The 14,796-nt window shown below is 44.1% G+C and carries 13 protein-coding genes; 2 read left to right on the top strand and 11 right to left on the bottom strand.

Annotated features, from left to right (window positions below):
- The first annotated feature begins 91 nt into the window (after positions 1-91).
- Both ACPUYX_RS10150 and ACPUYX_RS10145 read left to right on the top strand, forming a co-directional pair.
- A complete protein-coding gene (locus ACPUYX_RS10150) occupies positions 92-808 on the top strand; it encodes an SIMPL domain-containing protein (protein ID WP_426379542.1) in 717 nt (238 codons plus the stop codon).
- 327 nt (positions 809-1,135) lie between these two features.
- Positions 1,136-1,603, top strand: a complete 468-nt coding sequence (locus tag ACPUYX_RS10145; RefSeq protein ID WP_426379541.1) for a YopX family protein — start codon at positions 1,136-1,138, stop codon at positions 1,601-1,603.
- Between the two features lie 174 nt (positions 1,604-1,777).
- On the opposite strand, the gene ACPUYX_RS10140 is transcribed toward ACPUYX_RS10145, so the two are convergent.
- The 11 genes from ACPUYX_RS10140 to ACPUYX_RS10090 all read right to left on the bottom strand — a co-directional run bounded on the left by ACPUYX_RS10140 (position 1,778) and on the right by ACPUYX_RS10090 (position 14,788).
- Complete coding sequence (locus ACPUYX_RS10140) at positions 1,778-3,505, bottom strand: NADH-dependent [FeFe] hydrogenase, group A6 (RefSeq protein WP_426379540.1); 1,728 nt, start codon at positions 3,503-3,505, stop codon at positions 1,778-1,780.
- Between the two features lie 6 nt (positions 3,506-3,511).
- A complete protein-coding gene (locus ACPUYX_RS10135) occupies positions 3,512-4,807 on the bottom strand; it encodes a complex I 51 kDa subunit family protein (RefSeq protein WP_426379539.1) in 1,296 nt (431 codons plus the stop codon).
- 4 nt (positions 4,808-4,811) lie between these two features.
- Positions 4,812-5,273, bottom strand: coding sequence for an NAD(P)H-dependent oxidoreductase subunit E (locus ACPUYX_RS10130; RefSeq protein ID WP_426379538.1), 462 nt, complete (start codon positions 5,271-5,273; stop codon positions 4,812-4,814).
- Between the two features lie 390 nt (positions 5,274-5,663).
- Positions 5,664-6,248 carry a 4Fe-4S ferredoxin gene (locus ACPUYX_RS10125; protein WP_426379537.1) on the bottom strand — a complete coding sequence of 195 codons (585 nt, stop codon included), beginning with the start codon at positions 6,246-6,248 and terminating at the stop codon, positions 5,664-5,666.
- Positions 6,249-6,623: 375 nt separating this feature from the next.
- Positions 6,624-7,967, bottom strand: coding sequence for an L-fucose/L-arabinose isomerase family protein (locus tag ACPUYX_RS10120; protein ID WP_426379536.1), 1,344 nt, complete (start codon positions 7,965-7,967; stop codon positions 6,624-6,626).
- A 287-nt stretch (positions 7,968-8,254) separates the two neighbouring features.
- Complete coding sequence (locus ACPUYX_RS10115) at positions 8,255-9,109, bottom strand: class II fructose-bisphosphate aldolase (RefSeq protein WP_426379535.1); 855 nt, start codon at positions 9,107-9,109, stop codon at positions 8,255-8,257.
- Between the two features lie 47 nt (positions 9,110-9,156).
- The gene (locus ACPUYX_RS10110) at positions 9,157-9,894 is read right to left on the bottom strand and encodes a TSUP family transporter (protein WP_426379534.1); all 738 of its coding nucleotides are present in this window, start codon (positions 9,892-9,894) and stop codon (positions 9,157-9,159) included.
- A 92-nt stretch (positions 9,895-9,986) separates the two neighbouring features.
- Entirely contained in the window at positions 9,987-11,141 is a 1,155-nt protein-coding gene (locus tag ACPUYX_RS10105) for a class II fructose-bisphosphate aldolase (protein ID WP_426379533.1), read from the bottom strand.
- 1 nt (position 11,142) lies between these two features.
- On the bottom strand, positions 11,143-12,582 hold the full coding sequence (locus ACPUYX_RS10100; RefSeq protein ID WP_426379532.1) for a lactate racemase domain-containing protein: 1,440 nt from the start codon (positions 12,580-12,582) through the stop codon (positions 11,143-11,145).
- 49 nt (positions 12,583-12,631) lie between these two features.
- Positions 12,632-13,561 (bottom strand): triose-phosphate isomerase, encoded by a 930-nt coding sequence (locus tag ACPUYX_RS10095; RefSeq protein ID WP_426379531.1) that lies wholly within the window; start codon positions 13,559-13,561, stop codon positions 12,632-12,634.
- Positions 13,562-13,594: 33 nt separating this feature from the next.
- Positions 13,595-14,788 carry a diphosphate--fructose-6-phosphate 1-phosphotransferase gene (locus ACPUYX_RS10090; RefSeq protein WP_426379530.1) on the bottom strand — a complete coding sequence of 398 codons (1,194 nt, stop codon included), beginning with the start codon at positions 14,786-14,788 and terminating at the stop codon, positions 13,595-13,597.
- Between the last annotated feature and the right edge of the window lie 8 nt (positions 14,789-14,796).

The raw sequence follows: 14,796 nt of genomic DNA, 5'->3' as shown, positions 1-14,796 counted from the left end.
TAAGGCGGACCGTAAATACCCTTAAAAATTGATTAGTTACTTTTTTGTTTGTGTTTTATTAGAATGATTAATTATTAAGGAGGCGTCTCTTTTGAAAAAAAGTATTAAGCTTATATTTTTTGCTCTTGTACTAACCCTATTATTTGCTCAAACTGCATCAGCAGCGGAAATTCAACAACCAGGAACAATCGAAACTTCGGCAACCAGTTCCGTGAACGTAGACCCGGACATAGTCCAACTCAACTTATCCGTTAGAACTGAAGCAAACAGTGCGGCTTTAGCCCAGGAAAATAATTCGATTGCTGTTAACAAGGCCATGGATTTGCTCGTAGGTGAAGGCCTAAGCAAAGATGCCATTAAGACTACAAACTATTCCACCTATTCTTACACCAAATCAGATGATACTACTAAAAATGAAGTTACTGTATACTCTTCGAATAGCAGTATGACAGTAACTATTAAAGAGTTAGATAAAGTCGGGGATATTCTCGATAAACTGGCAGATATCAGCGAGGTCAATGTAAATTCGGTTAACTATTCCATCCAGGACCCAGGAAAGTACAAAGATCAAGTGATTGCTTCCGCGATTGCCGCTGCGAAGGAGAATATTCTCAGTAGTGCCAATGCTTTAGGTGTTACGTTGGATAAATTAGATAGCCTCAGAATTGACTTTAATTCAGATTCAAATATTCAGCCTTATCCCAGAAATACAGTTTCCCTTAGCGGTTCTGCAACTCCCCAACCACAAAGTCCGGAAAAGATTACAATCTCAGCTACTGCAGACTTGTCTTATACGGTCCAACAGTAGATTCACTAAATTTTTCAATTTACAAACACTAACTAAAGTGAGACAGGCACGTTGTTTCGAAAGGCAACGTGCCTGTCCCTTTTTGACTTCCCTCTTCAAGAAGCCATGCATGAATTGTAACCTACTTATATAATCTATCGTGAAGCAACTCCATATAAAGGTGATCGCGTCACATACTAAGTAAAAGATAAGCAGGTGACGCTGCACGATGATAAATGTTTTCTTAAAAATTTTCATAAATAAATGATAGAAAAAGTCGAATATTATAGACGATGCCTACTATTTAGACTATACTGAAAATAACTAAATCATAAAGGGAGCGGTGATATGGGCAAAGTCGAAAGAGAATTCAGAGCTTACGATGAAAAAGAAAAGGCCTTGATTTATGATCAAGATTTATGGCTTCCTGATTATCTGAAAAAGTTAGGGCACACCGAATATCCCGTTCATATTTCCTCGGAAGGAATTCATTATACCTTGGACTGTTTATCAAGTCATTATGAAAACGATTGGGAAGAGAAGGTCATAGCTTTTATAGGTATTGATATCATGCAATACACGAATCTTTTGGACAAAACGGGGAAAAAAATCTTTGGTAAAGACATTATTTCCTTCTACCCTTCAGGTAATTTGACTCAAAGATCAGCCAGAACTTTAGGAAGAATTCAGTATAGCGAACAATCCGGCGAATGGATTATCGTTAATAAAGATGAACAATTTCTCGATGAATTAGACAAAGCAAACCAACCCGAAGTTATCGGAAACTGGTTTGAGAATGCAGAATTACTTAACTAAGGACAAAAAGAACTCCGCAATACTACGGAGTTCTTTTGTGTTATTGTTTATTTATTTTTCAAGTAAAAAACAATGGTCTTTTGAGTTATAAATTCCATCGAAATCTACCTTGATTCTCCTGAAAAACTACTATTTTTAATGAACACGTAGGTGTTTGATGCTTAAAACAACTCTTTAGTTTCTGGCAATATAGTGAGTGTGCAATAATTGATGGGCCTTACTACTGCCGGGTTTGTCCAGAAATTCTGCGTAAATCTTTTTAATTTCAGGATTATCATGGGATTTTCTCTTAACGGCCGTTCTGTCTAAGGAATAGATACTAGCAGCTCGTAATTGATTAACCTCTAGAGTTTTGGATTTATCCATAAGAATTGGCTGACCGCCGCCATTAATGCAACCTCCAGGGCAACCCATAACTTCAATAAAATGATAGGTTGCTTTACCTTCCCTGATCGTATCAAGGAGCTTCGCCGCATTACCCGTGCCATGGGCAATTGCCACGTTTAATTTCATCCCATTAACATTGACTGTTGCTTCTTTGATTCCCTCCAAACCACGAACTTCGTGATATTCAATGGTTTGAAGATCTTCACCAGTCAAGATATCAGCGACTGTTCGCAGAGCTGCTTCCATAACCCCACCGGTATTGGCAAAGATTACACCGGCACCAGTTGAAGTGCCAAGAAGTTCATCATAATGGCTATCTGATAGTTCATTAAAATTTATGCCCGCTTGTTTAATCATTTTAGCGAGTTCTCTCGTCGTTATGACGGCATCAACATCCTTAAGTCCATTGATCCTCAGTTCTTCGCGGTCTGCTTCAAACTTTTTAGCTGTACAAGGCATAACCGAGACAACAAAGACCTTCTCCGCATCAAGACCGGCTTTTTGCGGATAATAGGACTTAGCTACCGCTCCAAACATCTGCTGGGGCGACTTGCAGCTTGATAGATTATCCAGAAAATCCGGATAATTATGCTCGCAGAATTTGACCCATCCCGGAGAGCAGGAGGTAATCAGCGGCAGCTTGCCTCCATTGTTGATCCTATGCAGCAGTTCTGTACCTTCTTCCATGATGGTAAGATCTGCGCTAAAGGTAGTATCGAATATCCTATTAAAGCCTAATCTTCTCAGGGCACTTACCATTTTCCCTTTAACATTAGTTCCAACAGGCAGGCCAAATTCCTCACCCAAAGCAACCCTGACGGCAGGAGCCGTTTGTACGACGACATGGACCTCCGGGTCTTCAAGCGCATTCCAAACTTTTTCCGTATCATCTCTTTCCTGGAGCGCGCCTACGGGACAAACCTTTATACACTGCCCGCAATTAATGCAGGAACGAAGAGACAGACTTTGTTCATAGGGAGTGGTAACGGAGGTATCGGGCCCTCTATAGGCTAATTCAATAGCATTAACCTTTTGGATGTTCGAGCAAACGCTGACACACCTGCCGCATAAAACACATTTGCTGGTATCCCTGACCACCGGGCCAGATTGATCCAACTCCACACTAGTTCCTTTTTTCTCATAGTAATTGGAGTCAATGCCAAAATCCTCAGCGAGCTTTTGGAGTTCACATTTTTGATTTCTTTTACAAGATAAGCATTCCCGATTATGATTTGCCAATATGAGTTCTAAGATATCCCTCCGTGTCTCTCGCACGAGCTTACTTGAGGTTTTAACCACAATCCCTTCCTCGGCTTTTGTTACGCAGGCAGGCTGCAGTCCCCTCCAGCCTTCAACTTCAACGACACAAATTCTGCAAGAGCCTGGCTCATGAACCCCCTGCAGGAAACAGAGAGTTGGAATATCTACCCGGGCTTCTTTGGCAGCTTGTAAAATCGTAGAACCCTTGGCAACGGAAATATCTATACCATCAATTGTTAGGTTAATCTTTTCCATCCTTATTTACCTCCTTACCCCACTCATGCTGCATTTTCCACTGGGACATTGACCCTGAACATGAGCTTCAAATTCATTCGCAAAATGCTTGAGCAGTGTAGTAACAGGAACTGGAGCGCTTTGACCCAAACCGCAAAAGCTTGTATTTCTCATCGTCCGAGCTAATCTTTGGAGACGCTCGAGGTCTTCCTTTGTCCCTCTGCCTGAAGTCAGCTTCTCCAGGATTTCAACCATTCTTCGATTTCCTTCCCGGCATGGAGTACACTTACCGCAAGACTCATCTTCGAAGAACTCCATGACCGTCTTGAGATAATCCACAACACAATGACTATCATCGACAACAAGAACGGCACCTGAACCCAGTGATAAACCGTTTTTCCGAAGGTCGTTATAACAAATTTTTGTATCCAGTAATTCTTCAGGGAAACAAGCTCCACTTGATCCACCCAAATGAACAAATTTCAATGTTTTGCCGTCAGCAATTCCGCCACCGAGATCATAAATAAGTTCTCTGAGGGTCGTCCCAAAAGGCACTTCATATACTCCCCGCTGAACAACATTTCCAGAGAGACACATCAATTTTGTCCCGCCGCTGAATTCCGTCCCCAACGATAGAAATTTTTCTCCGCCTTCCTTAACAATCCAGGGAATACAGGCGTAAGTCTCGACGTTATTTAATACAGTGGGCATCATATTAAGGCCCGCATTCTTGATATAGGGCGGTTTACGTCTCGGTCTGCCGGTTTTTCCTTCGATCGATTCCACCAAGGCGGTATTTTCTCCGCAAACATAAGCCCCGGCTCCTGAAACCACTTTAATATTAAAATTCAGTCCCGTACCCAGGATGTTTTCTCCGAGAAATCCAGCCTCTGTAGCGTTCTTAATCGCGCTCCTTAATATTTCTTGAATCCCGGAATATTCCCCCCGGCAATAGATGTATCCTTCCTTTGCCTCGAAAATAAAGGCCCCAATTGTCATCCCTTCGATTAACATCAAGGGATCTTCGGCCATAATATGGCGGTCCTTAAATGTTCCCGGTTCTCCTTCGTCCGCATTACAAATCATGTATTTGGGCCCTTTTTCCAGAGGAATAGCATAAGCCTGTTCCCACTTAACTCCCGTAGGATATGCCGCTCCTCCTCGTCCAAAAAGATAGGCGTTTTTAATCTCCTGAATAATCTCTTCAGGTCTCATGGTAATAGCTTTTTTTAGCCCTTCGTAGCCACCGGCAGCAACAAATTCTTCCACTGAGTCCGGCCTAATTTTTCCAAAACGCGAGCTTAATATCTTGGTGTTTTCCATGCTGTTAAGCCTCCTCTCTGTAAGATTTAATGACCGCTCTGAGCGAGTCCGGCGTTAAATTGCCATAAACCTTTTCGCCGATTTTTATGGCAGGGGCTATATCACAAGCGCCAAAGCAATTGGAACGTTCTAAAGTAAAGAGTCCATCTTCTGTTGTTTGCCCCGGCTTAATTGCCAACTCTTTTTCTAACATCAGTTCAATGCCATCAGAACCCGACACATGACAGGGACCGCTCTTACAAACTTCAATGAGATTTTTTCCTCTGGGCTTGGTGCTAAACATCCCGTAGAAGGTCATAACTCCGTACACCTTGTTCATAGGCATGTCAAGGGCCTTCGCAACATACTCCACCCATTCCTCAGGTAAATAGTTTTTTCCCGAAAGCCTCTGTAGTTCGAGCAGAATTTGAATAAGGTTTTCTTTAGCGTATCGAAACTTTTCCAAAACCTCGTCAACTTTTTTCATTTGTAATACCCCTTTGTTATTTTCTGCACATAAATAATAGATATTAATTCATAATTAGTTACAATGTTAGTTCTATTATCCGAAACACGTTTCCACTATGTAAAACAAATATTAACTTATAGTGATAAAAATAACAAGTATTTTTGCCAAAGTTCTAATTTGATTATTATTCACACTTTACTTTTTGTTCTGATTAATAATTTGATCCGAATTCGCTGAAATTTATTAAAGTGAACTCCTTCGGCGAAAGTGTCCTGTGAACACTTTCGCCGAAGCAAGGTATGGGAACCACTGCCACTTGTAAAAGAAAGAGTCTTATGATTGGATAAATTACCCTTTCGAATCACAGCTCTCTATTCTTAAGTCTTAATTATTCTTAATTAACTCGCCCTAATGCAATTGAACCCTTCCCCGGCAAACTTGAAGGCACTCCGAGCATCCCCGAAGCGCTTTTGGGAAACAACGTATTTTATGAAATCTGTTATCCTGAAATGCTTTTGCCGGACATGCGTCAATACACAGTGAGCAGTTGTCACAGGACTCATTAATTAAACCCAAGTTCTCTGCAACACTGCCTTGTAAGGGTGCATTTGTAAAAATCGCAGCAAATAAAAGTTTTGAACCATAGTTAGGGTTTGTGACCAGTCCGTTTTTCCCCCAGTTTCCCAGCCCCGCCGCGATTGCCAAAGGGCGAAAATCCCCGAATAGCGAGAGCGGGGTTTTAATGTCTGCAGAATATCCTTCACTGCGTAAAACCTGGGCAATATCCCTCAACAGTTTCCAGCTTGTCCATACCTCTTCCTCAAACCTTTTCGTGATGTAAAAGGGATGATTTAAAATCCATTGATCCGAGAAGGGGAAGCCAATCACCATAACAGGCTCTTGCTGCCTTATTTTCGTATAGCCGACAGCCAACGCTCCTTGCTGCAATAATTTATTTGTAAGGTGATTCTGGAGATCAGCGCTATTTTCCATGAGATACGTCCCTTTCTTATGAAACCGTTTATTATTTTTAATCAATTTTATTTTCTCAGAGACTTCTTAAGGACCAATTGCAGAACTTACAAACAGGCCATAGTTAACTTTCCACAAAATAGCCAAACCATTCAGTATAACTAACTATTCAGCACCCCTGAAGCCCAAATCAGCGCCAAAATAAAACCTAAGCTACTCCCATCGCTTTACCTTTTATAGCAATAATCTTCAAACGCTAAAGCCCTCTAGCCTTCCGGAAATAGTCAAAAAGGGTTTCAGAATTCCTATCAAGGAACCCTGAAACCCTTTTTGACTATTTCTATTCGTAGACATTTCTTTTGGAACAAGGTCTGAAACTAAAATAGACAATATGGTTTACTCGATCACTTCGATTCCTAACACCTTACACAACAATCTCATCTCTTCGGCGACATCTTCCCAAACGATACTATAGTGATGGGGAACACCTTCCTCAACAATCCTGTACAACATTTTCAAGACCGGCTCTTCCATAACGACATTGACCATGACTCCTTTGGTAACCCTTTGAGTAGGGATGGCTTCACCTTTTGTCAGGAAGAGTTTATACTCATTGCCGATCTTAGACATCCGGGCGATGGTAACCTTGCCGGGCTTGAGTGTCGTGTAGAAAGCAACTCCCTGTCCGGCCAGAGGGTGATTGCTGACGATGAAATCACTCTCCGGGTCTTTAAGAGACTTTCCTGCCTGGCCGCAGTGCCAGAAAAGGGCAGTATTGGCTTTTTCATCAATGGTGATCAAGTCGGACATAAAGACTGTTTTTCCGGTCAGGTATTTTTGAATGAGCATGGCAATGGTGGCATCCATATCACCTTCACAGCCAATGACAAATCCCTTGTCAGCAAAGCGGGCCATGGCCCCGCAGGGTGTGAACTTCAGATTGCCCATTTCAGGCCAGCATTTTAATATCAGGGCGTTAAAACCTTGTTGGCGAATAAACTCTTCCAAGGCCAAAACGAGCCTGCTGTGATTTTCCAGATGGCCATCGGGAAGGTTCTGCACATTCTCATGAGCTTTTATATTGTCTGCATCGGCCTGAACTTTTGCAGGATCGGCTTTTTCTGCCAGATCAAAAATAACCTTGAGGTCAAATTCCTCCATCTTAATCCCAAATTTTTGACGAATTAGTGTTTCGTCAAAGGTTGAGCTATAAAAGGCTGTCGGTCGATAGCCTAAAAGGCCCAAAAAGGTGTTTCTTAGTTTTTTGATGGTATCATAAACTTTGAGATATTGGGTTACTTCCTTTTGAACCCTGTTGTCCGTATAGTCGCCATAGACGAAATGAACTTTGTATCCCAGCCTGTGCAGAGCTGCGGCATTCATCGTTGCTGATACGAGACAGTTAGCCATCAGCCTGCCTCCGTCGAAAGGCGGCTCATAGGGCGCCCAAATCAGTACCGGAACCTTTAGTTCTTCTGCAATTAGAGCAGCCGCGTTGTCACCGGTGAAAGCCCCCAACAGGAGGATAACAAGGTCGACGGCTGCTTTTCTAAACGATATGATAACCTCTTCAACATCCTTCATATCAACGGCTAACTTGTCAGCTTTTACTATAGTCATGGCGGGGAAATTGTCTGCCAGCCACGCAGAGTAGTCATGATGCCTCTTAGTAGGAAGTTCAGTCGGCCATCTCCCCGATACGGTTGTGATCAATCCTACATTTAGTTTTTTCTCTTCCATTAAAAATTGCCTCCTCTTAACTATTAACCTACCTGAAGTGAACTCGTTCAGCTAAAACCGAACATCGGAGCTTCGGTGACAACAAATGCTATCACGCTCAAGGATGGACTCTACCCCCACCGAGGCAAAGTATGGGACCCTCTCCCACTTGTAGAAGCAGAAGTCCTACGATAAGATACTTCTTTGTGGATTTTCTTTAAACAAGTTATGTTCAAGTAAGAAGAACTTCAGCGACGAGGTTGTCGACGCTGATTTCAGATTATATAAAATTGATTCGGTTCATAACGTTAAGCCTTATTGGCCGAGCCGGATAACTCGATAATATCTCTAATGACGCCTTCCAGCTTCTTCTCAGCGAATTGAGAGATCTTCCAGGAGTGTCCTTGGTGATTCAAGGTTTCCAGTCCTTCTTTAAAATACTCAACATATTTATGGCGAATTAATGTCCCAAAGTTGATCTTAGCCACACCAATACGGATAGCCTCTTTGACGGCTTCATCCGGCATACCGGTACAGCCGTGGAGCACCAAAGGAATATCCGTAATTTCACGTACCTGGCGCAGGACGTCTAAGCGAATCAGCGGTTCACCTTTATAAAAGCCATGAGCATTACCGATACCAATTGCCAGCATGTCGGGAGTGCAGCCTTCTACAAACTGCTTGACATCCTCAACCCTGGCGATGTTCTTATTCTCCAGGGTCGCGCCCGTTTCGTCCAAGCGCACCAACTCGCCGACTTCTGCTTCAATGGGGACTCCGAAAACTTGGCAAACCTTCATAACTTCATTGGTATGTTTGATATTGTCCTCAATGGATTCAGCGGAACAATCCAGCATAATTGAGGTAAATCCATATTGTAAAGCCTTAACACAGATGTCATAGCTATCACCATGGTCCAGATGGATAGCTACCGGGACCGACACTTTCTTAGCTAGCCATTTGCAAACCTCAACAAACCAATCGTCACCCGAATATTTGCCGGTTGCCACGTAGTGAGCCAAAATAATCGGTGATTTCATCTCTTCGGCAGCATAACAAATGGAGCGTATAATGTCGTAATTTCCTCCTCCGGTATTAATGGCCGGTACAGCATAGCCTCTCTTTTGAGCATCTAAAATCATCTCTTTGCTTGTTACGAGCATATTATTAGCTTCCTTTCTCGTCTTGAGATTGCTCTTTGGTGAAATTATTAATGTAAAAATAATTGAGCTAACATAGCCAGACCACTGATGAGAATAATGATCAGCCCGAATTTTTTAAGGGTCGGAAAATCGAGACGTACGAAGAGCTTTTCACCGATCCAGTAGCCCAGAAAAATTGCCAGGCAGGCAAACAAGACATTGAAATTGAGGTAGTCCAAGTGAAACGTTTGCGTAAAATAAGACATACTTAGGGTTACGATGTTTGAAAGCAGGAACAAACGTGCCAGACTGGCCCTCACAAGCTCCTTGTCTTCACTCAGTGCTATCATGCATAAAACCATCGGTGGTCCGCCCAGACCGGTTGTGGCCGTCAGAAAACCGCTTATGAAACCAAGCACGGCCTTGAACAGTCCTTGGCGGTGGATTTTAATCCCGGTACTCTTAGTCATGAGAAGGGAACTTAAGATAAGAACAATGCCAACAAAGCCTTTTAAAACACTCTCACTGATCACCTTCATGACATACAGGCCGGGAAGTATCCCTACGATACTGGCCACGAAGGCAACAATAAGCTGACGAAACCTTGCTTTCCCGGCGGTTCGGCAAATCATAATCACGTTGACTAACGTTGAGGTCACCAGCGTAAACATTACGACTTCTTTAGTGCCTAAAACCAGGGTAAGCAAGGGTGTCGCCAACAAAGCATAGCCAAACCCGGTCAAGGTCTGTAAAAGGCTGGCCATCAAAACAACCAGAACTATATATAATGTCGTCAACGTTAACATCCTGGATCATCTCCTTCATATCGCCCTGAACGCTCATGCTTTTTATCATACACCCAGGACCCCAGGAAAGTCAGGATGCTGCTCCCTGCCCTCTAAGAATTTCTTTGGTAACGTTGAGCCATTTCCTCTAAACTTACTGCTTCCACCTTTGCGGAAGAACCGACTGAACCGAACTCGACAATGAGTGTCCCAACGACTTCCTGCACTCCTTGTTTTATGCTCTTAAAGATATCCAAGACCTCGGGATCCGTGGCTTGACCGGTAATAAAGCTATCCATAATGGGAACTAAATAACCCCGGGGATCAAACTGCTCCGGCTTTTGACTCATGAGCTCCGCTACAGCTTTTAGAACCGGATTTTTGGGGGCAGAGCTATTTCCCACTAAATACTCCCGTATATTTCGGGTTACTGCCAACCGAAGGTCGGTGTCAATATTGATCTTGCCAATTCCGGCTTTAATAACGGATTTAAGTTCATCCATGGGGATGCCGTTGGCACCCTTGATTGTTCCGCCCAATTGATTAATTTTCTCGACAATATACCGAGGAACCAGTGATGAACCATGAGAGACAAGAACGCCAAAGATTCCTTCATGCTTGAGATTCTCTGTAACCGCGATGACAATTTCCTTGCGTAATTGGACGTTTTCACCTTTCACGGCGCCGTGTTTGGTGCCGTAAGAAATAGCCAGGCAATCCACGCCGGTCTTTTTGCAAAACTCGACGGCTTTGAGGGGATTGGTATAGGTCGAATGATCGGAAAAAACATCATCCTCTACACCGGAGAGTACCCCCAGCTCACCTTCCACAGTAATTCCCCGCTCATGAGCGTATTGGACAACCTCACGGGTCAGCTCGACATTCTCGGCAAACGGCAGATGGGAACCGTCAATCATCACCGACGTAAAACCTCCATCAATTGCCGCTTTAACGGAAGCGAAATCCTTACCGTGATCCAGATGAAGTACAACCGGTATAGAAGAATCCTGACTGAGCCTTTTTACGGCTTCGCCAATAAGCCTGGCACCTCGCTGTTTGTCTTCCAGGGTTCCCTTTAAAAAATCAGCGTTTCCGCCCATAAAAGCATTAGCCAAGTCAGCCCCCTGCAGTATGGCAGCTGACCTGAACATTTCGTGAGCTTCAATGACCGCTTCGGCCTGGATAACACTGTTGACATTAAAAGCTCCCTGGGCAAAACCATACCTTTGTGTTGCTGCCAATAAGGGGCGGAGGGGTATGAGGGGCATATTAAAACGCCCCTTCCTGCATACCCAGATGAACACTGGCCGTTTTAAAGGCTCTGGGCAAAGCTAAGATGTTCGGAGTCTTGCCGACGTACTTTTCCGCATCCTTTAAAGCCTCTTCAAAAGTCGCTCTGGTCTTCATACCCATACTTCTGGCATAACCCGGTTCATAAGCTCCTACTACATAGATAGCCGAACAATGTTTTTCAGCAATATGGCCGCAGGAAATCATGGAAAAGGTATGATAGGGATGATAGCCGAAATTAAAACGATATTTGGCAATATACTCTTCGTCCTGAGCCAGATATTCACCGTACTTTTCCAGATCAGGCAGGACATTGTGATAATCTTTCTGGAATAGGTCATAAACTCTTCGATAAGCGGGAAATTCTTCATCATGAAAATAACCGTTGCAAATCGAGGAACAAATAACGACGCAATTGTCGCTTAAGACTCTTTTATGCCTGATAATCTGGGCCGATACAGCCTGCATCATCAGAATCGGATTGGTGCCCATACCGTTGCCATAATGAAAATTCTGCGGCATGCCGAAAACTATGACATCATATTTTTTCGTGGCCCAGGGCACATAGGTTCTTTGATCGGCGATTTCCCAGGAAAGGGGCTGAATCTCTTTGGCATAACCGGCAAAAACCGCAATCTGTCTTTGCGCTGTATCCAGCACGGCATCACAGGCAAAAAATTTCTTGCCCATGCATTTTTCCATATGCTGCCCAATCGAATCAAACTTCCTGCGCATCAGGCTATGGCTGTTGACGGGGGTAAAATCGTCCCGGTGCATGACATGGGGGACATGGTGGGAAGCAATGGATTTCCAGTGGGTTATGCCTGTAGCGCAGTGTTTATAGCCTCCGGAATAGCCGCCATAAGGATTGCCCAAAACATGGCCGATCAGCACAGCCAGATCAGCTTCATAGACTTTTTTATTCATAATCACCGGGTTTCCCATCTCATCGCAGCCGAGGTCCACTAAATTGTCCCAGTCCTCACTATCGTGGTTGGTTATTTGATGAGACCACCAGTAATCATTAAATAATTTATCGCCCAAGATCGTCTTGATTTCTTCCTTCGTCATTTTGCGATGAAGTCCGTTGCTGCAGACCAAATGAATATCTTTCTTTTCCACTCCAGCTTTCAGACATTCTTCGATGATGATTGCCGTAGAAACTTTGCGATGCGAGTTCTCCTGGAATCCGCCTTTTACTCTGTCCGGGAAGACAATCACAACCTTGGAACCTTTACTGACTTGTTCACTGATCGGCTTAAGGCCAATGGGGTTAAGTATGGCTTTGCGGGTACTTTCTACAATATTTTCCAGAGCAGGAGGATCGGCTACAGTCTCTCCCGGAACAAAAACATCCGTATTATCCGGTAATTCTGCTTCCATCAGTCCTTCACCATATTCAAACGCTAGCTTTTTCATCCTTCCTTATACCTCCACTTGATTAGTAAGCAAAAAATGTCTCTTAGGGTTAGGCCCTATATTTAGCAATGATTTTTGCTAAATCCTCCGGGTAAAACCCGATTTCGCCGCTAAATTGGGTCAAGGCTACCAGCCCTCCGCTGACTGCCTCCACCTTGCCTATGGCTTCGGCGTTGTCCTCTTTCAGTCCTCCCCCATAGACAACACTTATCTCCCTGCCCAACAGTTCAAAAGCAACTTCTTTTATATAAGAAGCGACAAACCCGATATAATCCGGACCGGGGGGTGTTTTGCCGGGGCCAATGGCCCAGATTGGTTCATAACCGATAACGACCTGACGATTTGTACTCTCATCCGGAACTGACCTCAATTCTTCTTCCAGCTGCCGGCGCAATACTTGTTTCACTCGGGCCTTTTGTTCTTCCCACTCGCCCTGCCCTCTTTCTTCGGCTGTTTCTCCGACACACAGAAGGACATCTAACCCAGCTTTTAAGGCACTTAAAGCCTCCTGGTTAATGATGGAATAAACAGCCTCTTTAGCCTTTTTGTTCTTAGGCCCATCTGTCATGATTTCGGAATCATAACGGGTCATGATCTCTAACTTATCTTTAATTTCTTCCGAATGACCGATAATTGCCCAAGTACAGCCCATCGTTTTGGCAGCGGCGGCAGGTCTGTTCGTGGTAAAAGCTCCAAAATTGCCGCCTTTTTGGATATCGTCTCGGAAAACTCCCTGACATCCAAGTTTAATAGTCTCCCGCTCCTCTGCCGGATAGCTCAACAGTTGCTCATCAGCGCTGAGGATCAGCCCTTCTTGCAACAGGTAGATGATCTCAATATCTTTAAGTTTTCCCAAACCTTGCTCAACGCTTTTAGCCATGATCCACTGAACCCATTCCTGGGGGCTGTCTTTACTCGCAACTCCGCCTAAGGACCTTGGCACTTCAAAGCGTTTTAAATTCACAAATAGTTTAGCCATCAGCCTAACCTCCAAAATGTTATTGCCTTATTGTCAGCCTAAGCGGAATTCCTCTTTTGACCTGAGATCTGTAAACTCCGGCAAGGGATTACCAATCAGGGGCCTGCAATAATCAAGAAACTCTTGGGTGACACCGTTTCCTTGGACATTGATATAGGAAGCAGGCATTTTTTTCTCATGTAACATGACGTCCTGAATGGGTATAAGGACAAGCTCACACTGATAGGTAAGGCCGGCGAGCCGTTTGAAGCCGACCATCTTGCCGCTTTCCCCCCTGAGTACTGCCTGGACAGAATAGGCTCCGGCCATGATGGCTTCATCGCGGTCTGTAGATGACTGGTAAGACATTGAGGCCCTTCCCAGCAAACCAGGCTTTTCACTTCTGGCCTTAATGCCTAGCTCTTTCAGCACCAGCATGGCCAGATGAGAGCCGACATCACTGAAATAGACGTCCCTGCCCCTGGTCAGCAAGGGCGGAACAATGGAATTTCCCGAACCGTCCTGCAATCCTTCACTAACGACAACCACAACTCCGCCGAAACGTTCATGTAAACTTTTAACATCTTGAAGGAATTCCTCAGGTTTAAACGCTCGTTCAGGCAAATAGATGAGGTGGGGCGCATCATCCGGTTTTTTTTGCGCCAGGGCTGAGGCGGCGGCAATCCAGCCGGCATTTCTCCCCATGGCTTCAATGATACTGACATGAATGGGCATGGCTTTAACATCCTCAGCCACCTCTGCTGTCGCTGAGGCGATAAAGCGGGCGGCACTGCCGAAACCTGGAGAGTGATCGGTAATAGCAATGTCGTTATCCACGGTTTTAGGAATTCCTAAGACCCTGATATCCTCCGACTTTGCCAGTTCGTAGATTTTCCCGCAGGTATCCATGGAACCATTGCCCCCGTTAAATAACAGGTATTTTACGTTTAAATCTTTGAGGATCTGGATTATGCGTTCATAATCCTCTCCGGAAAGCTTTTTTCTGGATGTTCCAATCGCAGAAGCCGGTGTGTTAAGAAGACGCTGAATATCTGCGGAGGGTACTCGGCTTAAATCAATTAATTGCTTTTGAACTATTCCTTCCACTCCGCTGACTGCCCCATAGACTCCAGAGATCTCCGGATGCTTTTGAGCTTCAGTGATCGCTCCATATAAGGAGGCATTAATAACTGCTGTCGGTCCCCCTCCATGAACAATCAACAGATTCCCTTGATGAATTTCGGACAAATCGGCTA

Origin of the sequence: Desulfosporosinus sp. SYSU MS00001 (assembly GCF_049943955.1) — a bacterium.
Classification (GTDB): Bacteria; Bacillota; Desulfitobacteriia; order Desulfitobacteriales; family Desulfitobacteriaceae; genus Desulfosporosinus.
The sequence above is the reverse complement of the archived record's forward strand: the minus strand, read 5'-3'. Positions and strand labels throughout refer to the sequence as shown.

Bases quoted from the DNA above. Each gene is read 5' to 3' on its own strand.
- ACPUYX_RS10145 (WP_426379541.1), top strand. From the start codon at position 1,136: ATGGGCAAAGTCGAAAGAGAATTCAGAGCTTACGATGAAAAAGAAAAG.
- ACPUYX_RS10140 (WP_426379540.1), bottom strand. From the start codon at position 3,505: ATGGAAAAGATTAACCTAACAATTGATGGTATAGATATTTCCGTTGCC.
- ACPUYX_RS10135 (WP_426379539.1), bottom strand. From the start codon at position 4,807: ATGGAAAACACCAAGATATTAAGCTCGCGTTTTGGAAAAATTAGGCCG.
- ACPUYX_RS10130 (WP_426379538.1), bottom strand. From the start codon at position 5,273: ATGAAAAAAGTTGACGAGGTTTTGGAAAAGTTTCGATACGCTAAAGAA.
- ACPUYX_RS10125 (WP_426379537.1), bottom strand. From the start codon at position 6,248: ATGGAAAATAGCGCTGATCTCCAGAATCACCTTACAAATAAATTATTG.
- ACPUYX_RS10120 (WP_426379536.1), bottom strand. From the start codon at position 7,967: ATGGAAGAGAAAAAACTAAATGTAGGATTGATCACAACCGTATCGGGG.
- ACPUYX_RS10115 (WP_426379535.1), bottom strand. From the start codon at position 9,109: ATGCTCGTAACAAGCAAAGAGATGATTTTAGATGCTCAAAAGAGAGGC.
- ACPUYX_RS10110 (WP_426379534.1), bottom strand. From the start codon at position 9,894: ATGTTAACGTTGACGACATTATATATAGTTCTGGTTGTTTTGATGGCC.
- ACPUYX_RS10105 (WP_426379533.1), bottom strand. From the start codon at position 11,141: ATGCCCCTCATACCCCTCCGCCCCTTATTGGCAGCAACACAAAGGTAT.
- ACPUYX_RS10100 (WP_426379532.1), bottom strand. From the start codon at position 12,582: ATGAAAAAGCTAGCGTTTGAATATGGTGAAGGACTGATGGAAGCAGAA.
- ACPUYX_RS10095 (WP_426379531.1), bottom strand. From the start codon at position 13,561: ATGGCTAAACTATTTGTGAATTTAAAACGCTTTGAAGTGCCAAGGTCC.